Below are 22,180 nucleotides of genomic sequence, written 5' to 3'. Positions count from 1 at the left end.
TGCAATTAAAGACTTAGCTGGTAATAATTATGCCGGCACTACAGGCACAACAGCTTGGAATTTCAACACTGCTGCCACCGTTGATACCACACCACCGACAGCCGCCACCTTCACCCCCGCAGATAACGCCACTGGTGTTGCAGTTGCTGCTAATTTAGTAGTCACCTTGAGTGAAGCCGTACAAAAAGGCATCGGCAATCTGGTTATCAAGAAAACCGACGGCACGGTGGTGGAAACTATAAATGTTACCTCAGCCAACGTTACAGTTAGCGGTAGTACCGTCACCGTTAATCCCACGGCAAATTTAGCGCCCGGTACTGGTTACTACGTTGAAATTGCTGCTGGTGCAATTAAAGACTTAGCTGGTAATAATTATGCCGGCACTACAGGCACAACAGCTTGGAATTTCAACACTGCTGCCATCAATCAAAATGTTTCGCCTTGGAAAAACGTTCAAGCTGCTGACGTTGTATTAGGACAAGCAGATTTTACGGCCAATGACAGGGGCATACTCAGGGACTCCTCCTCAATTGCAATCGATCCCATCAGCAAGAAAGTCTTCGTTACTGCGTTCGGTAGCATTTCAAGGTTTAGTTCCCTTGATGCTGCTCAGAATGGTTCTAGCCCTGAAGCCAGCTTGGGAAATGACTTAGATCCCAAGGGTATTTTTGTTGATAACCAAGGACGGTTGTGGGTGGCTGACTTAAATCACAATAGAGTCCTGCGGTTTGACAACGCAGCTACCAAAGCTAACGGTGCCGCCGCTGACGGAGTTTTAGGACAGCCGAACTTTACCAGTACAGCTACAGCTACCAGCAGCACAGGTATGAACTATCCCAGGAGCGTATTTGTCGATGGTGCGGGTCGGCTGTGGGTGGCTGACATGGCGAACCACAGAGTCTTGCGGTTTGACAACGCGGCTACTAAAGCTAACGGTGCAGCGGCTGATGGAGTTTTAGGACAATCAAACCTTACGACAAACAGCTATTCCTCAACTGCTTCTGCCAACACTTTGGCTGCCCCGACAGATATATTTGTGGATAGTGCGAGTCGGCTGTGGGTGGCTGACAGGGGGAACCACAGAGTCTTGCGGTTTGACAACGCGGCTACCAAAGCTAACGGTGCCGCCGCTGACGGAGTTTTAGGACAATCGAACTTTACCAGTAAAGCTACAGCTACCAATCAAAATGGATTTAATATGCCAACATGGATATCTGGGGGTGCAGCAGGACAACTGTACGTTACAGATACCTCTAACAAACGGGTCTTGATTTTTGAAAATGCTGCTTCTTTAAGTAACGGCGCATCAGCAAGTAACGTTTTGGGGCAAGCTGACTTTACCAGTACAGTATCCGCAACAACTGATACAAATTTTACAGCGGTACAAGATAGCTTTTTTGATAATGACAAGCAGCAACTGTGGGTTGCTGACCAGAATCGCGTCTTGCGTTACAGTTTGCCTCGTCAGATTGACATGACTGGTCAGCCCCTTACTGGGAAAAGTTTTGACGCCAACACAAAAAACAATATTCTTTACCAAGTCCATCTAGCTACATCCTCACCAACTAATGCCAATACACTTTTTACAGGTTTAACTGCTACTACTGGCGGCACTTATCAAACATCCAATATTGCTGCCAATGGATTTAAAGTTTGGGTTTCTAATGATAATCAACTTGATGCCAGTGATAGGCTACTGCAAAGTCTCTCTCCCATTGCTTCTGGGAGCAACTTAGAATTTAGAGGGTTTCAAGAGATGATTCCGGCTGGGACAAGCCGTTATGTGTTCTTGACAGCAGATATTGCACAGGCTCTGGGCAGCCAAACTATTAATGCCGACATTCCTGTCTTAGACTTCATTCGGTTTGATGCGGGCACAAAAACAGGCAATCTCAATGTAAATCAACCGTTTGCTATTTCCATTAACGACATTTCCCTAAAGGAAAGCGATAAGAAAGCTACCTTTACCCTTTCTCTGTCTAGACAAGTCGCCTCGCCAGTAACGGTTTACTATCAAACGGTTGATGGCACGGCAAAATTTGCAGATGGAGACTACACACCAAAGGTTGCAACCCTGATTACGTTTAATCCCGGCGAAACCCTCAAAACTATCGACATCCCAGTTACAGAGGATGACACATGGGAACCTGATGAAACGTTTAAAGTGACTTTGAGTAACCCTGAAAATGCTCCTTTGGGTAAGGCAACTGGGGTCGGGACTATCAAGGATGGTGATAAGCCGCGCATTAGTTTTAATGCGTTTAGCCAATCCCAATACCAAAAGCTAGATCACCCATACTCTGTCGAAGAAGGAAACAGTGGCAATACTAACACTTACATTCCTCTTTATCTTGACAAACCAAGCAGTATTCCCGTCAAAGTTAAGGTTGAAACTGACGAACCGACTTGGCATAACAGCTTAGCCACACCCAATGAGGACTATACCCTTCCACTCCAAACTATCATCTTCAATCCGGGAGAAACTGAGAAAAAGATCGACATAGCTATCAAAGGCGATCTCATCCAGGAAACAAAATATGAGTCGGTTTGGGTTCGCATAAGCGCTCCTGAAAATGCTTCGATTTATGGCAGTTTTGATAGCGGTATACGCATACTCGACGATGATGATCCACCAGAAATTTCTGTGGAGAATATAACTCTGAATGAGGGGAATGCTGACGGAAATAATAATACTTTTTCTACCCAAGCCAATTTTACAGTTACTCTCTCTAAGCCGGCAGGTATGCCCATTAGTTTCTATTATCGGACTGAGGATGTAAGTTATTACGGTCAGATCGGGGCTACCTATCAGTCCGTTGAACCGACTCTCGCAACATTTGCGCCGGGTGAAACCAGTAAGACGATTACAATTCCAGTAAGAGGTGACACGGCATTTGAAGAAAACAGCACTTTAAAGTTTAAGCTGATTGTCGAGAATGGCACTAATGTGATCATCGATCAAGATAAAGGCACTGCAATCGCAACGGTACTTGAGGACGATTTCAAACCGAAAATTTCTGTTTCCGATATCAATGTTGCGGAAACAGTTGGTTCCAGCAGTGGAGATGGAGTCGCTAATGTTGAGATTAAGCTGTCTAGTCCCAGCACAGAGTACGTATCGGTTAACTACGCATTCAAAGATGGTACGGCAATCGCGAATCAAGACTATAAGCCAGTCGCCGCTGGTAAAGTCTCATTCGCGTCAGGCGAAACCACTAAATCCATATCGGTTCCGATCATTAACGATGGTAAGCCAGAGCCAAACGAGACTTTTTCTGTCATTCTCAGCAATCCCGTCAATGTCTTGCTTGCCAAAGATACTGGAACCATTACGATTAACGACAAAATCGAACTTTGGATTGATGACGCGCCCGTAAGTATGACAGAGGGCGACAGCGGCAAAAAAGAAGTGACTTTTACGGTCAATCTTGCAAAAGCGCTCAACGTTCCAGTGACGGTTGACTACACAACAACAGGTGCAAACAATGGTATAGATTATACGCACCTTCAGGGCAAGCTTGAGTTTGCACCAGGCGAAACAAAGAAAACTATTAAAGTGCTGGTGAATGGTGACACCGACATTGAACCTGACGAAACATTTAACCTGGTTCTCAGCAATGCCACTAATGCCACCCTGACAAAGGCTACAGGTACGGCAACAATTGTTGATGATGACAGACCAGTAGCTACGATTAGCGATACTGCCATCCTTGATGAAGACAAGAAGGGAACTGCTACTTTTAGCGTTACACTTTCCAAACCCTTCTCAAAAGGAACACAGGTTGGAGTTAAAACTAAAGATGGTACGGCTAAGAGTTCTGATAACGATTACACGGAAATCTCAGGGGGTCTCTGGTTCGAGCCGGGAGAAACAAGTAAAACTATCACCGTTACCACCACGCCGTTAACGGATACGGAAAAATTAGAAATAAAAGCGGGGGAGCGTGACTTTGTTGCTGTGGTTAACCCCGATACCAAAGCGGAAGGTGACGAAACGTTTAGCGTTGTTCTCCACGAGATAAATGACGCAAATGCCCAAAAAGTCAAGGCTGTAGGGGAGGGGACAGTTGTCATTGATGATTTTAATGACTCCCAATCCTTATATCCTAACGGTGCTAGACCCAACATTTCAGTCGATCCAGTTGTCCTAATCCCCGAAGGAGCAAAGGGAACGACTAACTCAGCCATCTTTAAGCTCAAGCTCGATCGGCCCGGCACAACCCAAGCTCCAGTTAGCCTTCGCTATCGCACGCAGGATGACACTGCTACAGTTTTAGATAATGATTACCAGGCGATCGACCCACAGCAAACTTTAACGTTTGCACCAGAAGAAACTGAAAAAACGATTCGCGTTAACATCAATGGCGACTCGAAACCTGAATTTAACGAGCGCTTCAAACTGATCTTCAGCAGTCCAAGCAATGTCACATTAGACAATAGTGTTGCACAGGGGATTATCTTTGATAGTAGTGACGATAAGCCAACAAGAGCGAGTATGGCTCAACTCGCTTTTGATTTGCTGGGAACTTCTGCTGCCCAGGATAATAAAAATGTCGCTCTACCGTTCTTTGGGCAATTTCCAAGTGATTTACTTCAAAATAGTTTGTCTAAGGTGGGTCAAAGCTTTGCGAATGTACTGGTTGAGAACCCTCAACTGACTGGCACAAATCTACAACAAAAGCTAACAGCAGTCTTGCCGCAAGGATTTTCCTTAACCCCTAATCAATTTCAGGTAACAAACGATAAGTTGCAATTCCAGATTAAGGCAGAAGAAAAGTTTGACACTTCTCTAGGAAGTAAGGGATTTAATCTCTTAGACCGCATCAAATTTAATGACGCAGGTAGTATAAACGGCGGTTCTACAACACTGAAGTACGATCTGGATGTGGGCCTAAATTACAAGCCAGAGCTGGGATGGTATATCGATACCGGATATACGAAATTGGCCAATGTAATTGTTGATGAACGCCTCAAAGACGGTGAGAAATTTTCCAACAGCATCAATGGATTTCTGCCGGTCGAATTTAGTGGCAAGTCGGATGCTACAGGTCTAAGTCAATCTCTGGCAACGTATAATTTGAATTTGCTCGATATTGATGGGTCAGCAAATGATTCAGATGGCTCTGGGCTAACTGCAACGGAAATAGCACAGAACTATTCTTCAGCTTCAGGAGGGACTGGGGCTAAAAAATTATATGGGTCGGACTTAACAGCAGTTGGGACGCTCAATCTTGCCGGTCAGGTGACAGACAAGTATTGGTTTGTGCCACCTTTCCAGTTCGACCTGTCCAGTCAGTTGCCTGCAGTCACCTACAAAGACGGTAAAAAAACTGAACAAGAAGATCCAAATTCTTTCACAGTTCATAACATCAAATTAGATTTAGGGAGAACGATAACGGGCATTGTCAAGCCAATTTTTGGCAATGATGGCTATGTTTCGAATATCCTCAAGCCCATTCGACCCATTATTGATTTCCTGAAAAGCGACACTAAAATTTTTACCGGAATTGATAATGCCTTAGCAAGTGTAGATTTTAATGGCAGAACCACTACTTTCTTCGATACCGACTCCGATGAAAAAGTCAGTATTCTGGAACTGGTAACAAAACTGGCAGAAGTGTCAGGAGATAAGAGAGCAAAAGCAGCTTCTTTGTTTGTCAATGCTGTTGTTAAAGTAGATGAGTTTAGCAGATTAGTCGAAGACTCTACTAAAGATGGCAGTAACTTTGCACTGAGCTTTGAACCTTATACCTGGATCAAACCAGGTAGTGAAGCCGCAGTAGGCTATGACTTAATTAAGAAACTAAGTAGCAACGCTGAAGAATATGCCGACAAGTACAAAGAGCTTGAGGAACTGGATACAAAACGTAAGGGTGCATTAAACAACAGTCTCACGCAACAGAAAAAAACGCCAGGGGTAAAAAACCAAGTTAGCGGGACAAAAAATGAAAATAAAAAGAGTAAAGTTGCAGACGCACTGTCAGGGGTAATCGAGAATCTCAACTTTCCACTCTTTAGCGATCCTAAATCTGCTGGAAAGCTCTTGGCTGGAAATGACATTTCCATCATGACGTACAAACTGCCCGAATTAGATCTATCTCTCGCTGGCTTGAGATACGATATTTTCCCAGGGTTTTTGGGGATTGAGGGTGGTATAGACTTGAAAGTTCGTCCCATCGATATTGGTTATGATACCAACGGTATTAAACAGATCGTTCAGAAGATGGAAGCGAAGCAACAGTGGTATTCTAGCGATCTTTGGAAGGGATTTTATGTCAGTGATACAGAAAACGCTGACGGCACCGGCAAAGATGTACCCGAAGCTACGCTCAAAGCATTTTTGCAACTGTATGCTGGTTTAAATAGCCCTGTACTTACGGCTAAAGTGACGGGGGGAATCCAAGGCACAATAGATATGGATCTGGTGGATCGTGACGTTCCACCAGATGGAAAACTGCGCGGTAATGAACTGTACGATCTATTGTACGATCCCGGTAAATCTCTCAACTTTAAAGGCTCAATAGATGCCACGGCTAAGGCTGAATTTGGTGCATTAGGCATCACAAAAGAGTTCATCTTGGGTAACGAAAATCTGTTTAAGTTTGAGTTTGGAGCAAAACAGGGAACGGTACAAGCCAGTTATATTGATGGGGCAACTCTGTTCTTTGATGCCAACTTGAACGACTTGCAAGATGCCAATGAGCCATCTACTAAGACGAAAGCAGATGGCAGTTACAAGATAGATATCCCATTTGACACTTTTGACACCAACAAAAACAACTCCCTAGATCCCAGTGAAGGTAAGCTGGTGGCGATCGGCGGTACTGACACGGCTACGAATTTGCCTCTGGATACGCCCTTATTTTCCACAGCCAACACGATAATGGTGACTCCTCTAACAACGCTTGTGGCCGAGTTGGCATTAACTGGTCTTTCCTCAGAAGAGGCGCAGACTCAGGTTCAAGCTGCCTTGGGTATTCCCTCTGGCGTTGAGTTGAGTCTGTATGACTCTCAGCAAGCCATGGCCAATGAAGAACCAAGTGGTCTAGCTGTCTATGCCTTAGACGTTCAGGTGCAAAACACTATAGTCCAAACGGCTAAGTTTATTGACGGAGCAAGTTCTCTGCCACTGACTCAGCTTGCGGGGGCGACAATTGGTGCGATCGCCAATCAAGCTAAGGGCGGCACTCCTTTAGATTTGGGTAAAGCAGAAACAATCTTAGCGATGGTTCAAGGAGCCATTACTCAAGCAGCAAAGTCCGATCCGAAAATCAATCCAACCCAGCTAGAGAATGCCGCTAAAGCAGCCGCTCAAATCATTGCTCTGGGCAATCAAATGGTCAAGGATCTCGTCGCTAGCGGTCGCTCTATTAAGGATATCGCCCTCGAAATTACCAAATTGCAGGCGGTCTCTGTAGGTCAAATTGCGGTGGGACTGCCGGAACTGGCTGCGGGAACTGTGACAGTTGAACAGTTCCTCGCTCAAAACACCAAAGAGGCGATTCTGGCTCGGATGGAGAAGGTGCAGGTTAATGACCCTACCGTTCGCCCTGTGGTCGAGACTATTGATGGTAATAGCCCGATCGTTCCAGAGGAACCTACCTCTGGCGAAATCGGCACCGAAACCGACACCGAAACCGGCACTGACACCCCAACACCGATCGCTCCGACCCCACCGATCGCTCTGACCCCACCGATCGCTCTGACCCCATCAGTAACAGCCTCCGACACACCCACACCATCGGAAACAGCCTCGGAAACACCGACACCATCGGAAACACCAACCCCCACCCCAACAACTAATAACCTCTCAGACGATGAGTGCATCTGCGACCAAATTACCTATCCCAACTTAAACCGACCCAACTCTGTTGAAAACACCATACTCGGCGCATCCGGCCTTCAAATAGGCACTGCCCAAAACGATGAATTACTAGGTAGCAATGCTGCCAATATATTCGAGGGCAAATCCGGGGATGACAACTTCTACGGTGGTGCCGATAATGACATTATTAATGGCAACCAAGGCAATGACTTCATCGCCGGAGGCAAAGATGAAGATACTCTGTATGGAGATGAAGGAAGCGACATCATCCTTGGCGAATCGGGCAACGATTTAATCTTCGGAGGCAAAGGCAATGACTTCTTACATGGCCGCGAAGGTAATGACATCCTTTATGGCAACAAAGATGATGACTTCATCGATGGTGGTAAGGATAATGACACCTTATATGGAGGCAAAGGTAATGACACCATGCTTGGTAGTCAAGGTGATGACTACCTGTTTGGACAGTTAGGTTCGGATACCATCTGCGGCGGTGAAGGTAATGACTTAATCAACGGTGACGAAGGAGCAGATATCCTGGGAGGGTGTGCAGGAAATGATACTCTTTACGGAGGCCTAGATAACGATACTCTCACTGGTGGCAAAGGCGACGATCTCCTTGACGGAGGCATGGGAAATGATAGTTTGATTGGCGGTAGCGGCAACGATATCTTTGCCTTAAAAGCTGGTGAAGGATTTGATATCATCGCTGATTTTACTCTGGGTCAAGATTTGATGGGATTGAGCGGTGGCTTGAGTTTTGGTCAGTTAGAAATAACTCAAAATACTCAGGGAACTCTTATTAAGAATCTCTTGACAGGGGAGCAGTTAGGGGTGATGGTTGGAGTGAGTGCCAATGCGATTACATCCGCTAATTTCCGGTTGATTTAGGAAATCAAGAAAAGCGCGATCGCCCTTAAGTAAAAAAAGGGCGATCGCACTTAACCCAAATCAACATTTATCTGGGTTCATCGGCGTCAATCCGCCGCCATCTGCGGTTAAAATTTCATACCTACTATTACGGCAATTTCACTTCTGTCTCTTGACTGATAACTACTGGCGGCGACAGAGTAGGCTCTGATTCTGCCACATTCAACTGACCGCCACAACAACGCAACTCGTAAAGTTTTGCATTAATTTGATACTCGTACTGACTCAATAGCCTTGCATAAATATAGCCAGCTTTTCCATCCAAAAAGCCGAGCTGAATGAAGTAAAATAAAATAAATCTGAGCATTGGTTTAAAAGGCAGCCATACCCAAACTTTTTTGAGAAATCGCTTCCGCTGCACTGCATCTCCAAATAAGTGAGCGCCAATAGTGCCGCTGTCGTCGCGGCCTTCAATAATATTGTAATAAACGCGAGCTTCCCAATTAGAATAGCGGTTGTGCCGTTCTATCCAGTGAAATAAATCGCGATAATCCTCGTGGATCATGTCATTTTTTAAGTAGCCGACTTGACCAGCTAAAATTACGTGTTCGTGAACTTCGTTGTCGCCTGTATTGGGGACGGATTCAGTGCCGAGGTTTTCGTAACGTCCTTTTTGATGCTTGAACAAACGCAAATTCCAGTCGGGATATCGGCCGCCGTAACGCAGCCACTGACCTAAAAAGAAGACTTTGCGGTTTAGGTAGTAGCCGTCAAAATTGGGGTCTTCGATCGCCTGCGCGATTTCGTCCCAAAGTTCCGGGGGAATGCGCTCGTCGCAATCGACAATTAATACCCATTCGTTGCGAAAGGGCAGATTGTCCAATGACCAATTTTTCTTTTTCGGCCAGCGGTTGTCAAAGTAAAACTGCACTACTTTTGCGCCGGTGCTGATGGCAATTTCTACCGTGCGATCGCTGCTTTGGGAATCAACCATGAAAACTTCATCCGCCCTAGCAATGCTGGCCAGACACGCTGGTAGATTAAGTTCTTCGTCTTTTGCCGGAATGAGAACTGAAACCGGAATCTTGGATGAACTAGATGTCATAATCGAGTGCTTGAACCTAAATGCGGTCGAGTTTTGGTGGATGAAATGCGATCGGCACAGCCGCGCCAACGAGTTGAGCAGCGAGGGATATTGCCTATAGCCTAATGCCTGCTGGTCGATTTCGGTGCAAAAATCAGGCCGCGAATGGCTGCGCTCAAATAACCGATTTGACCCCAGGCAAAAACGAAATTTTCAAAGCGCAGCCCTGGATCTCTAATATATTTAAAAGACTTCCAGACTCCCCTCAAGATTCTTTCACCCCCCCGCCCAAGCTGAGCAATACCGGCTCGATCGGACAATTGTTCGCGATAACACTCGCTGATGCCTTGCCACCACCCGCGCTGTAGAAACCAAGCTTTGTTGAGCCTTTCTCCAGCGACATTGTGCCGCACCAGGGCATCCGGTAGATAAACTACTTGCCAACCTAACTCTAAAGCTAATTCTGTGGCCCGCAACTCTTCATTTGACAGCAACTTTGTGCCGACTCTACCGAGTTTGACATCGAAGCCGCCAATTTGTTCGAGAAAAGCGCGCCGGATTGAGTAGTTTACACCCCTGGGAGTTAAACCGGCAGCAGTCACGTACAGGCAAGTATCGCCTAAATCGTATGATCCCAAGTTCTGGGCTAATCCGGGTGACAGCCATTCGGGCGGGCTGACTCCCGAAGGCCAGAGCAAATTGACTTTGCCACCAGCTACGGCGAGTTTTTGATTGTTTTGATAAGCCGCGTGCAGCACCCTGAGCCAATTCGGCTCAGCAATAGCGTCGTCGTCGAGATAAGCTAATATTTCACTGCGAGCTTGCTTAGCGCCGGTGTTCCGGGCTACTGACAAACCGATTTCGGGTTCCCAGACGTACTTGATGCGGCCATCCCCCAGTCTTGCTTCTACCACCTCGCGGGTGCGCGAAGTCGAACTTTCGGGGCTTGCATAATCGCTAGAAGCGTTATCCACTACTACTACTTCAAAGTTGTCGGGAAAATCCTGTACCAGCAAGCTGTCGATCGCCCCACCTAAATAGGCGGCGCGATTGTGGGTGCAAATAATCGCTGAGATCTGAGGATGATCTGGCATAAATAACAGCTTGGGAAATACGGGGGTTCGCGATCGACTTACTCTGATATTGTCTCATCAATGCTATTATCGCTTAAAAAGCATTTGGTAGTTGGCCGTTTAAATCATAATTGGTAATTGCTAATTGGGAATTGGCAATTGGGAATTATGTTTAATCATTTGTATGTGACCCCGCCCAAAGAAGGGAGACAAGCCCGCGACATTAGTCGCGAGCAGCCCAAAAATTTTAACCAAACTTCAATCTCCCAAAATCATTTGTTGTGGAGTAAATCTAAAATCTAAAATCTAAAATCTAAAATCGACTGACTAATGAGTAACTCAGAACCCACCACATCAAGACAATTAATCTTAGTAACTGGGCCGGCCCGAAGCGGCAAAAGTGAATGGGCCGAAACTCTGGCGGCGGGTTCGGGAAAACAAATAATCTATGTGGCTACCGGTCGCGTTGATGAAACGGATTTGGAGTGGCTGCGTCGCCTCGATCAGCACCGAAATCGCCGTCCAGTTGATTGGACAACTCTAGAAGTACCGATCGAATTATCGGCAGTTGTGCGGGCCAGCCAGCCCTCAGATTGCTTGTTGATTGATTCCCTGGGAACTTGGACAGCTAATCTTTTGGAACAAGAAGCTGCTGTTTGGGCGACGGAGCAGCAAGATTTGTTAGTCTGTTTGAAGTCGGCGGCGGCTGATGTCATTTTGGTAGGGGAAGAAACCGGATGGGGTGTTGTGCCTGCTTATCCGGCGGGGCGGCTGTTTCGCGATCGCCTCGGCACTCTCGTGCGCCACATCGGGGCGATCGCCGATACTGTTTATCTCGCCACCGGAGGTTACGCCTTGAATCTCAGCGCTTTGGGTACGCCACTGCCGCCCATAGCGAAAAATTAACAGCCGGAGTCGCGATCGACAAGAGAGAAAACATCTCGGTTTCCCGATGGACAATTTTAACTAAAAATCAGGTATAATTTTAACTAAGATTGAAAACTCAAGAGTCAAATAAATTAGTCAAAAAACATAATCCCTAGGGGGAACCGCCCAACAATTTGACATGAGGAATAGCCAATTTTTGAAATTATGTAAAAGATAAAGTGTCTCTTAAGAAAGAGTGCTAATTTCAAATTAAAAGTCTAAAATAATCAATTAGTTGAAGGGTTGACTAAAAGTTATGGCATCAGATCGTGAAGTAAGAAAATATATTGCTTACTGGTTTCAGTTAGGCAAAAAAGTATTAATTCGCAATGGTTCCGAAGCGCTGCTGCCCAAATCGGTAAATGCGGGCGATCGCTACAGCCAGGAATTTGAAGAGTGCTGGCAAAAAATCATCTCCCGCGACAGCGGAGACTGTTACCTCGAAGGTACAAACGAAACAATTGCCCAACTGCTGACACCAGCTTGGGAAATCAGTCCCTGCGCGCGCTGCGCTATGCCCGTAGTGTTCAAAAAAACCGGAATGCCCCCGGAGTTCTGTCCCTGTAACGACTTACCGAACTGGCCCGATACCGAAATGCCCCAACCTCGATCGCCAGTCAGCAGCCAATCGCAACTATCAGGCATTCGCGATCGACTCCAAAGATCCAGCGGCGAGTAAGTATATAAGAAGGAAGAAGGGTCTTCTTCCTTAAATTGTTACAATATATTTACAATGCTTCACACTAGGTCTGATTTATGAATGTCAAGACAGTATCGCCAGCCTCCCCGCCAACTTATGTAAATTCAGGGACTCAGGCTGTACTCGGCAATCTCCAAGATGCAAATACAATTCCCCTGCAAGCAGTACCAGTATCACTAGAGACGGATCTCGTAACGGACGATCGGCTCAAATCAGCCAGAGACATAGCTTTCGAGTTAGCCGGAGATGCTGTTCGGTACGATCCAGTGGCGATCGCAGCCCTGTACCGAAATCGACCTCTACAAGTCTGGGGAAGGCTGTCGAGTGTTGTTTGGACATTTTTTAGCTTTGCCTTCAGTGTGTGGTTCGACGGCAAAACAGGTCGTACCGCCACCAACCAAAAGCGTCGCGCCGTCCGACTGCGAGAAATTCTGGCCCAACTCGGCCCAGCTTTCATCAAAATCGGACAAGCACTCTCAACACGGCCCGACTTAGTACCGCCAGTATATTTAGAAGAACTAACAACGCTGCAAGACCAATTGCCAGCATTTCCGAACGAAGTAGCATATCAATTCATCCAAGAAGAATTGGGCGCCCACCCCAAAGACATCTACGCAGAAATCACCCCCGATCCGATCGCAGCAGCTTCCCTCGGACAAGTCTACAAAGGCAAACTCAAAACCGGGGAAACAGTCGCCATCAAAGTCCAGCGACCCGGTTTAGCCGAAAACATCGGCTTAGATATCTACATCCTGCGGCGCGTTGCAGTTTGGGCACAAAACAACTTCAAAATAATTCGCAGCGACCTCGCAAGCATTATGGACGAGTTGGGCGAGCGCATTTACGAAGAAATGGACTACACCCACGAAGGACAAAATGCCGAACGGTTTGCCCAACTATACGGCCACATCAAAGACATTTATGTTCCCAGCATCTACTGGGAATATACCCGCCGCCGCGTCTTAACAATGGAGTGGATCACCGGCATCAAACTCACGAATTTAGAAGCCGTTAAAGCTCAAGGAATCGATGCTCCTTACTTAATTGAAGTGGGGGTGCAGTGCTCTCTCAGACAACTCCTAGAACATGGTTTCTTTCACGCTGACCCGCATCCCGGCAATCTTTTGGCAACTCCTGACGGTCAATTAGCTTATCTCGATTTCGGGATGATGAGCGAAGTTAAACCTTATCAGCGGTACGGCTTGTTGGAAGCTGTGGTGCATTTGGTGAACCGCGACTTTGAAGGTTTGGCAAAAGATTATGTCAAGTTGGAGTTTTTAACACCAGACACCGATTTAACGCCAATTATTCCAGCTTTGGCGGGGGTCTTTAACAATGCTTTGGGTGCTAGCGTTGCCGAACTCAATTTCAAAAGCATTACTGACGAACTTTCGGCGGTGATGTACGAATATCCTTTCCGAGTTCCAGCTTACTATGCTTTGATTATTCGATCGCTCGTCACCTTAGAAGGCATTGCCATCAACGTTGACCCCGAATTCAAAGTGCTCAGCAAAGCCTATCCTTACGTTGCAAAACGGCTGTTGAGCGACCCCGCACCGGAATTGAGAGCATCCCTGCAAGATTTGCTGTTCAAACAAGGCGAATTCCGCTGGAACCGCTTAGAAAACTTGCTCAACAATGCCCGCGAGAGTGACGACTACGATGTCAGCAAAATCTTGAACCAAGCATTAGAGTATTTATTTTCCGAAAGAGGAGATTTCATTCGCGATCGTATTGTCCTGGAATTAGTCAAGAGTCTCGACACACTTTCCAGCAACGCCTTTGCTAACGCCAAATCTGTAGTCGGCGAATGGTTTGGAGTCAAGGCAAATCAACCTGTGGTTTCACAAATAGAAAAAAACAATCTAGAACACATCAAACGGATTTGGGATATTTTGCAATCAACTCCTGGTTTTGACGGGACGAAAGTATTGCAGCTACTTCCGCAGTTGTTGGTGAAACCAGAAGTGCAGAACATGGGGCAGAAAGTAGTCGGCGGTTTAGCTCAAAGAGCCGTTGCTAGGGTAATTCGTGAGTTTTTGCTTTCCTCCGAACCCGCAGCACTTCCCGATAATGGAAGCTATCCTAAAACTTCGCCTCAGTTGTCTTTACCTGCTGCGAAGTAGTTTGATTTGGCGTTTTTTTGACCGCAGATATTAGCAGATAAACACAGATGAACGCAGATGGAATTCCGTCTGCGTTCATTACTTTAAGCTGCTGCTGTAGCTGGTGGTAAAGGTTCAATTTCTTCGGGCTTGGCGTGACGGCGGGGGTCATCAAAACCCCAAGCAAATAGCCAATCGGGGTCAGCGTTACCGCACCCGATCGAATATATTTGGCTGTGTTTGAAATGCTTGAAAAACTCCTGACACTTTTCATCGGTCATTAGCGATTCTTCTAGCGGTAAGTCGTGAATTAGGGCGTATAAGTCAAATTCGTTTCGCTCTGGATTCCATTGATATCGCAATTCAGGAGTGTAACCGAGTTCAAGCAGTTTTGTCAATGCTTCATCAGGGTTTTTATAGCTGTCTAAGTGAAAGCGGTTCAGGGAAACAACTACTTGTACGTGGTGGTACTTTGCGGGTGTTAATCGATATTCGGTCATCGGTTTTTCCTTTTTTTATCATCACAGGTGTAATAGGTTCTTCCGGTTGCATCGGGGTGTCTTGTTGCTTCGCGGTTTTGCTGTTCGCATCGCTTAGCAGCTTCTGCGTCACTCCGAGCATAAAAAGGTCTGTCCGGGTGTTCAGCGAGTTCGGCTTCCAAGTCTTCCCAAGATTTTTCTGGGTTGTCTGCGTCTCTCAACATTTGTCCCTCGCTTAATGTCTCCTCAGTCTTGAACGTTTTGCCCCGCTTGAGTTTTAGGCTCTGGCGGGGTTTCTGCTGTCTCTAGCCATTGCTTCATCAGTAAACCGATGACTTCGCTCATTGGCTTTTCTTGAGCTGTGCAAGCTAGTTTGAATCGTAGCTTTAGCTTTTTATCTACGTAAACGCTTAGTTCAGCCATTTCAGGTGGAATTTTTTTAGCCATGTCTCTCATACGCGCATACCTGTATTCTCGCATCTGGCGAGGGGGCGGTTTACTGCGTGGTGAGATAACTACGTATTGCGCGGTTGCGCGATATACGTTATCCTACCAACATAGCCAAAAAACGGCAACCCCACCGCATTAAGAAATGTTGTTGCCGGAACCGCCGAACCAGCTATCGCGACGGGATTGTTCCAGGAAGATGTCGCTGCCTGCTTCGTCGTAATCCGGTTCACAAAAGTGGAGACAGCTAGCTCATAAAATCTTTATGTTGACTAAAACTTCAAAAATAGATAAGATTTCTACAGTATATCTTTTTACTTGCTGCGTAAGCCTTATAGCTTTTTCCGATGCAGAATCAGAGTCGCTTCCTTCGATCGAAACGGCTACGCGCTGCCCTCTGGTATGCCGCCAACGGCAAGTGCCAGCATTGTAGATGTGATTTGCCTTCAGACTGGCACGCAGATCATATTGAGCGATGGGCAGAAACTCAGAGAACCAATGTCCACGAAATGCAGGCATTATGTCCCAAATGTCATCATCAAAAAACTGCTGAGGAGAACAGAAACATGACAGATTCAATCCAATTAGACCTTTTTTCTTCACAATCTCCTAAAGAACCTCTTAATTTAAGAAGACATCAAGATTAATTTTTACAAATCTGTAAACGCATAAAGGCAGGCGAACAAATTAAAAAAATTCTTATGCTTGTTACGCCTGGAGGCGGTAAGAGTCTTATCCCAGTAATTGCTGCGGCAAACTTAATTCCCAATCGTAATTCGGGCAACAGCTTTCATGGAACCATAGCTGATGCAATCTGTTGGGTTGTTCCCAGACTCAATCTCCAAAAGCAAGCAGAAGAGAATTTTGAAGATGGGTATTTCAAAAATATGCTAGGGCATCAGCATAGAATTATGGCAAATAACAATGAGCCTAATCCATGCAAGGGGATGAATGGCTATGTAGCTACATACCAGGCTATTATAGCAAGTCCCGATCTTCATGCTCATGAACTTCGACGCAAGCGCTATATTCTAGTGCTGGATGAGTTTCATCATGTTGAGCAAGATGGAGCATGGCATGGAGCGTTACAGCCATTGGTAGATAATGCTGTATTAGTTATCTTAGTAACAGGAACCGGTGAGCGTGGAGATCGAAAGGAAATTGCTTTTATGCCCTATAAACTAACTCCTAGCGGTCGTACTCCAGATCTATCAAGTAGTAAAGGTACTGTAGTTATTGAATATACGAGAGGACAAGCACTCAGAGAGGGCGCTATTGTTCCTCTCCATTTTGAATGGGGTGATGGACAGGCTGAATGGATAGACCAACAAGGGCAGAAAAATTCAGTGGAAAGCCTAGCAGAGGCTGGAGACTATAGGGGCATAGCACTTCGCACAGCGCTTAGTACCGGATACGCCGAGCAGTTACTCACAAAGTGTGTTGATAATTGGAAGTCACATAAAAAAGATAACCAGAGAGCTAAGCTATTGGTACTCGCGCCATCAATAGCAACAGCTAATCAATATTTGAAGTGGCTGCAAAAGTTAGGAATAAAAGCTTTAAAAGCCACAAGTGATGAATCGAAAGAAGCACAAACAGCAATTAAAAGATTTAATAAACACTACAATTACGGCAATGAAAAAGCAGTTGATGCTTTAGTAACAGTGGCAATGGCGTATGAAGGGCTTGACGTTCCGGCAATTACCCATGTTGCCTGTTTAACTAATATCAGAAGTAAGCCTTGGCTGGAACAATCATGGGCAAGGGCTGCGAGAGTCGATCGAGAAGCTGGAGCTTTGAAAAAAACAGGGTTAATTGATCTTCCAGATGACCAGTTGGCTGTGAACTGCGTACAAAAAATCATGGCCGAACAAGAGCCTATTCTGAGGGAAAGAGAATTAAATAGACGTGACAATGGCAATGGTGGTAATAAGGAGAATGATGCTAAAAACAAAGAACAGGTATATAATAGTATTATCGCATTAAATTCAAGTTTAACACGCTCAAGAGCATCGGATTCAAGTAATGGGGAAACTGTTGATTATGCTGAAACCGCTATCATTAAATCAACCGCACAGGAGTTTGGAATTAGTGGCAGCACTATAAATTTGAAACGTTTTATGGAGTCGTATAATACACGGCGAATTAGCCCTGAAGTTTATGCAGACTCATCAAACCAAGAATCGTTAACCCCAAGTGAAGAGCTGTCCATTATACGAGACCAAATTGAAAAATATGTCCGTTACTATACAGCCAAGAATGGTATGGAGTTCAAAACCATTAATGGGGAAATTGTCAAAGAATTTGGCAAGTCACGCACAGCAATGGCACTTGAAGAATTGAGGCGGGTGTGGGCATGGCTACAAAGCAAATATCCAATGAACGATTGAAAGCTCACATAGAAACTCTGGGCAATGCAGGCGAACTCAATGCACCTCCTGGATCGCGCCCTTGGGCGATCGCTGTAAGGCTGGAACTGCAATCAGCCTTACATGATGCTGCATTCAATGCTCAACAATTGAAAGCATGGCGCGATTTGATGAAGCAATTCTCTGGCTATCATCAGCTTGTTGACGAGCGTGGACAGCCATTTAAGACTTATGAGGAACTCTGCAAGGCTAAACCACCATTTGGTTTGGGTTATGAGCCGTCAGATATTGATAAAATTATTCAGGAACTAGCATCACCTAATGCAAAGACGTTTGAGCCTGAACAAGATCAATTTCAAGAGCAGGGAAGTTCGTCAAAATATTTGAAAAATTTTTCTAAGCTGGTTCAAGCTTGTCCAGACCAGCAGCCTATAAATGCAGTTAAGATTGAACGAGTATTGCGGACTTGTTTAAGTAACGCACACATTTGGAGGAAAGATTGGCTAGACTTGGGATGGATTGAACCATTATCCGGTAATAAACGTGGTTATTACCAAATCACCGATCTGGGGCGGAAACTGGTGAAAGATTGGTCAGAAAAAGTTCCATCTAGTAGCCTAAATACCCCTTCATATGTAAAGATTCCTCGCCATAATCCCAAGAGAGCTGGAGAGGCGCTAATTAAAGCTTTGGACTCTGAGCAACTCAGAGAACTTTATAGTTTAATCGGAGAATCGCTTGCGCTTGAAAACAACCGATCATAAAAACTCGGTTTTCTCAACAGCTCTTATGCAATCGGCATCAGGACAAGCAACTTGTAGGGTGATCTACTACTTTCACGATCAACGGATTATCGAGGGGTTGGGATAGTAGAGTACCTTACTAATTCTGACACTTGCATAATTCTGATTTTTTAACCGCAAATAAACACAGATGAACGCAGATAAAATTTCGTCTGCGTTCTTTTAATTAAGCTTGAATCCTTTAGCGGCTAATTGCTGGCGGAGACTCTGAATCATCACGCGATCGAGAGTATTTTCACCACTATTGGTATTAGATTGGCGCTGTTGTTCAATATATGCTGTACGCTTTTGAGATAAGTCGCGGATCGTCTTTTTAATCGCTTCTCTTTCGGTTTTCTTTCCAGCTACATATGCTCTTTTTTCTGTTAGCGTCATCCCTCGCATGATTTCTGGTAAATTCTCATCTGATATTGCCTCTAGTTTAACTGTTCCGTTTTCGAGGGCATCTAGTAAGTCCCAAGAAGAATTATCATAGTATTCAGAAGCTTTGGAGGCACTACGCGAAGCAAAACTTGTGCCAGAATTACTATCTTCAACAGCCTGACGTTGTTGTCCTACTCTTCCTTCTCTACCGTAGGGGATGTAGGTTTGATTGAGTTTAGTATTCCAAGTAGAAATTTCGTCGTCGTAAGGGGACTTAATTACCACAATTTGTTGGTTTTGATTAATGTTGAAGCTACTGCCTTTTGCTAAATCTGCTCCTGATACCCAAAGTTGTCGCTCCTGACTTTCCGCTGAACCACAGTAGATAGTATTAACGAGAGTATCTCCTTTGACAGCGAGATTGACCGATTGATTCCAAACTATAGGGCCTTGATCGAATGGTTCATTACCCGCAATAAAAATCACGCGAAAATCTTCCTGATTTTTACTCCAGTTTAATTCTTGCATTGCCGAACGAATTACCCAGCCAGCATATTCTTGACCGCCGTTGGTTTTGATACTAAATAGCTTTTCGGAAACTAAATCTAATTCAGGAGTAAATCCAGTTAATAATCTGACAAAACCTTCCTCAGAAGGTAAGCTGTCATTACCATAATGGTAAAGGGCAACCTCTAACTCTGGGACTTCGCCATCTTTGGTTACTTTAGTTAAAAAATTAACAACTTGCCAAAGTTGAGTGCGCGTCTGGTCGATCAGTCCATCCATGCTATTACTAGAATCTAAAAGGATGGCTATCTGAATTTTCGGTTTAGCAAAAGCTGCTGTGGGAGAACACAAAATACTTAGGGTTAAAGCTGTAGCGAATAAAATTCGAGTTAGTTTCTGCATGGAATTTCCCCTAGAAAATTATTTTTTACCCAATTATAGTCATTGGTAATTTAGATTTAGTTCCTGATGTCAAGTAACTTGTAACAATATTTTACATTTTGGTTCGATTGATTACAGGACTTACCAAGTGCGATCGAAGAAACCGGGTTTTTACCGAATTTGTGGACTGCAACGAAGTATTTTCCTACAAACCCGGTTTCTGGTCATTCATGGGTAACTCAGACCAAAGAAACCGGGTTTTTTACCGAATTTGTGGACTGCAACGAAGTATTTTCGCAAAAACTTGGTTTCTGGGCATCCATGCGTAAGTCCTAATTTAAGCTGCTACTGTAGCTGGTGACAGAGACTTGCTATAATTGAGGCGTCCCAGATCGATCATCATAAAGTATCCTCTTCACACTCAATCTCAGCCCGTCGTGGGCGAAGTGTCAAAAAAGCTAATAGACCTCTTGCAAAAGTCTTTTTAATCCAATTTTCGGACGGGCAATATGCCCATCCCACAAGAAAAAAAGATTTTTGTGGGATGGGCATCTTGCCCGTCCTAGTTATTTTTGCAAGAGGTCTTTTGAATTAAAACAGACAACAAGCTGTTGAGAATGTTCGGAGTTAAACCACAGATGTGCGAGATCTGCCAACTAGGAATAGTATTGTACCGCATCTGCGACACAATTATAAGTTATGCCTTTAGGAGGAAAAGAAAATGGTAAAAGGTAGCTGCCTTTGCGGTCAGATTGAATACGAAGTAGAACTAATTTCGGAGAAAACATTTAATTGCCACTGTTCTTTCTGTAGGAAGGCTCATGGTTCTGCTTTTGTTACAGTAACTCTTGCAAAAGGGAATACACTCAAAATCACAAAAGGTGAAAATTTACTCAAAGAACACAAAAACGATTTGGGTGGCTTTAGAGCATTTTGCTCAAACTGCGGAACAAGGCTAATGAATTATCCGCAAGATAAATCCTTGTATCTTGCGATTGTTCTTTCCACAGTTGATACCCCCATAGACTTCCGTCCTTCGGCTCATGTAAATGTGGAGTCTAAAGCGACTTGGCATGAACCTTATGATGGCATCCCGTCGTTTCAAGGCCTACCTGATGGGGCTTTATAAACAAGGCATAATCAAATCCTCAGACAAGGAGACGATCGAATCAAGCCTGCGATCGAACTCGTGAATGCTGAATTTTTAGAGGTAGAATTAATATTATTACTTTTGGATTAGGGAGTTTATGGTTGTGATAGCAGCACGAGATAACGACCGCTATTTTACGCCCGAAGAGTACTTTAGTTGGGAGGAGCAACAACTGGAAAAGCACGAACTGATCGATGGTCGGGTTTATGCGATGAGTGGTGGCACTCAAAATCATAGTGCGATTAAATTAAATGTTGGTAGTTTAATCAGATCGCACTTGCGGGGAAGTCCTTGTCGTGTTTTTAATTCAGATTTAAAGGTTAACATTCTCAATACACCAAACTATACGTATCCCGATCTAAGCGTGACTTGTGACGATCGAGATAGGGAGCATCCTCTCTATATTACCTATCCCTGCTTAATTGTCGAGGTTTTATCGGATAGCACCGAAGCTTACGATCGAGGGAAGAAGTTTGAGAAGTATCGCCGCAATCCGAATCTGGTTGATTATGTTTTAGTGAGTTCAGATGAGATGGCGATCGATATTTATCATAAAAATGATGCTGGTGAATGGGTGATTCTTAGCTATCGGGAGGGTGATATGGTTGAGTTTCAAAGTATCAATCTAAGTTTGCCGATCGAGCAATTATATGAGGAAATTGTTTTCGATATACAGCCCTAGATATACGATTCTTACACGTTGGATTTTAGAGGCAATTCTGGTAGAGCCATTCGAGCAATAAGATTTTTCAGAGAAGGTAATTTTTGATGAAATTATGTGAGGATTTGGCGATCGGTGGGGTTAATTCCAAAATCTCAAATCTCAAAGCTCAAATCGATCGAGGTAATTTACGTAAGTTTACAAGATCGTGTCATTTTTCTTACCGATAGGGCGATCGGGGTGGTTTATTTTTTGAATTAAAGCAGACAACAAGCTGTTCAGACTGTTCAAAGTTAAACCGCAGATGTTCCGGATAAGTCGATCGAGAAGAGTATTGTACTGTAACTGCGACACAATTATAAGGAATGAAAATTTAATAACTTTAGCGTCTGCTAAATAGTCGGAACTGCACGATAATTCCATTTGGGTAGGTACT

The 22,180-nt window shown here is 44.7% G+C and carries 16 protein-coding genes and 1 pseudogene; 10 read left to right on the top strand and 7 right to left on the bottom strand.

Features of this window, described 5'->3' with window-relative positions:
* The first annotated feature begins 4 nt into the window (after positions 1-4).
* Entirely contained in the window at positions 5-8,716 is an 8,712-nt protein-coding gene (locus QUB08_RS28265) for a Calx-beta domain-containing protein (protein WP_333229140.1), read from the top strand.
* Between the two features lie 127 nt (positions 8,717-8,843).
* On the opposite strand, the gene QUB08_RS28260 is transcribed toward QUB08_RS28265, so the two are convergent.
* The gene (locus QUB08_RS28260; protein ID WP_333229138.1) at positions 8,844-9,761 is read right to left on the bottom strand and encodes a glycosyltransferase family 2 protein; all 918 of its coding nucleotides are present in this window, start codon (positions 9,759-9,761) and stop codon (positions 8,844-8,846) included.
* Here QUB08_RS28260 and QUB08_RS28255 point away from each other — a divergent pair.
* On the top strand, positions 9,688-9,900 hold the full coding sequence (locus QUB08_RS28255) for a hypothetical protein (RefSeq protein ID WP_333094623.1): 213 nt from the start codon (positions 9,688-9,690) through the stop codon (positions 9,898-9,900). The two genes, QUB08_RS28260 and QUB08_RS28255, sit on opposite strands and share 74 nt — an antisense overlap.
* 1 nt (position 9,901) lies before the next feature.
* Here QUB08_RS28255 and QUB08_RS28250 read toward each other — a convergent pair whose 3' ends face one another.
* Positions 9,902-10,873, bottom strand: a complete 972-nt coding sequence (locus QUB08_RS28250; protein WP_333229134.1) for a glycosyltransferase family 2 protein — start codon at positions 10,871-10,873, stop codon at positions 9,902-9,904.
* 309 nt (positions 10,874-11,182) lie between these two features.
* Between QUB08_RS28250 and cobU the strand changes: the two genes are divergently transcribed.
* The 3 genes from cobU (at position 11,183) to QUB08_RS28235 (ending at position 14,605) form a co-directional block, all read left to right on the top strand.
* Positions 11,183-11,758: a bifunctional adenosylcobinamide kinase/adenosylcobinamide-phosphate guanylyltransferase gene (cobU, locus tag QUB08_RS28245; protein WP_333229132.1), complete on the top strand. Its 576-nt coding sequence runs from the start codon at positions 11,183-11,185 to the stop codon at positions 11,756-11,758.
* Between the two features lie 277 nt (positions 11,759-12,035).
* Entirely contained in the window at positions 12,036-12,458 is a 423-nt protein-coding gene (locus QUB08_RS28240; protein WP_333229130.1) for a hypothetical protein, read from the top strand.
* A gap of 77 nt (positions 12,459-12,535) precedes the next feature.
* The gene (locus QUB08_RS28235; RefSeq protein ID WP_333229128.1) at positions 12,536-14,605 is read left to right on the top strand and encodes an AarF/ABC1/UbiB kinase family protein; all 2,070 of its coding nucleotides are present in this window, start codon (positions 12,536-12,538) and stop codon (positions 14,603-14,605) included.
* An 83-nt stretch (positions 14,606-14,688) separates the two neighbouring features.
* On the opposite strand, the gene QUB08_RS28230 is transcribed toward QUB08_RS28235, so the two are convergent.
* Genes QUB08_RS28230 through QUB08_RS28220 form a run of 3 tightly spaced genes read right to left on the bottom strand, consistent with a single transcriptional unit; the run spans position 14,689 to position 15,510 of the window.
* Complete coding sequence (locus QUB08_RS28230) at positions 14,689-15,084, bottom strand: hypothetical protein (RefSeq protein ID WP_333229127.1); 396 nt, start codon at positions 15,082-15,084, stop codon at positions 14,689-14,691.
* Positions 15,081-15,287 (bottom strand): hypothetical protein, encoded by a 207-nt coding sequence (locus QUB08_RS28225; protein WP_333229125.1) that lies wholly within the window; start codon positions 15,285-15,287, stop codon positions 15,081-15,083. Before QUB08_RS28225 ends, QUB08_RS28230 begins: the two co-directional genes overlap by 4 nt.
* Before the next feature lie 22 nt (positions 15,288-15,309).
* The gene (locus tag QUB08_RS28220) at positions 15,310-15,510 is read right to left on the bottom strand and encodes a hypothetical protein (protein WP_333229123.1); all 201 of its coding nucleotides are present in this window, start codon (positions 15,508-15,510) and stop codon (positions 15,310-15,312) included.
* Positions 15,511-15,857: 347 nt separating this feature from the next.
* Between QUB08_RS28220 and QUB08_RS32215 the strand changes: the two genes are divergently transcribed.
* Genes QUB08_RS32215 through QUB08_RS28205 form a run of 3 tightly spaced genes read left to right on the top strand, consistent with a single transcriptional unit; the run spans position 15,858 to position 18,643 of the window.
* Complete coding sequence (locus QUB08_RS32215; RefSeq protein WP_445300961.1) at positions 15,858-16,157, top strand: HNH endonuclease; 300 nt, start codon at positions 15,858-15,860, stop codon at positions 16,155-16,157.
* A gap of 9 nt (positions 16,158-16,166) precedes the next feature.
* Positions 16,167-17,900: a DEAD/DEAH box helicase family protein gene (locus tag QUB08_RS28210; protein ID WP_333229136.1), complete on the top strand. Its 1,734-nt coding sequence runs from the start codon at positions 16,167-16,169 to the stop codon at positions 17,898-17,900.
* Positions 17,867-18,643: a hypothetical protein gene (locus tag QUB08_RS28205; protein WP_333229119.1), complete on the top strand. Its 777-nt coding sequence runs from the start codon at positions 17,867-17,869 to the stop codon at positions 18,641-18,643. Before QUB08_RS28210 ends, QUB08_RS28205 begins: the two co-directional genes overlap by 34 nt.
* Positions 18,644-18,844: 201 nt before the next feature.
* Here the strand turns inward: QUB08_RS28205 and QUB08_RS28200 are convergent, their stop codons facing one another.
* The gene (locus tag QUB08_RS28200; protein ID WP_333229117.1) at positions 18,845-19,954 is read right to left on the bottom strand and encodes a hypothetical protein; all 1,110 of its coding nucleotides are present in this window, start codon (positions 19,952-19,954) and stop codon (positions 18,845-18,847) included.
* Between the two features lie 700 nt (positions 19,955-20,654).
* Between QUB08_RS28200 and QUB08_RS28195 the strand changes: the two genes are divergently transcribed.
* Together QUB08_RS28195 and QUB08_RS28190 are read left to right on the top strand one after the other, a co-directional pair.
* Positions 20,655-21,062, top strand: coding sequence for a GFA family protein (locus QUB08_RS28195; protein WP_333229115.1), 408 nt, complete (start codon positions 20,655-20,657; stop codon positions 21,060-21,062).
* 124 nt (positions 21,063-21,186) lie between these two features.
* Positions 21,187-21,765, top strand: a complete 579-nt coding sequence (locus QUB08_RS28190) for a Uma2 family endonuclease (protein WP_333229113.1) — start codon at positions 21,187-21,189, stop codon at positions 21,763-21,765.
* A gap of 177 nt (positions 21,766-21,942) precedes the next feature.
* Here the strand turns inward: QUB08_RS28190 and QUB08_RS28185 are convergent.
* A pseudogene (locus QUB08_RS28185) lies at positions 21,943-22,180 on the bottom strand (hypothetical protein); the annotation flags it as partial.

This window comes from Microcoleus sp. BR0-C5 (assembly GCF_036705045.1).
Taxonomy (GTDB): Bacteria; Cyanobacteriota; Cyanobacteriia; order Cyanobacteriales; family Microcoleaceae; genus Microcoleus.
Note: the sequence above shows the minus strand (reverse complement) of the source record. Positions and strands in the feature narration are given on the sequence as shown.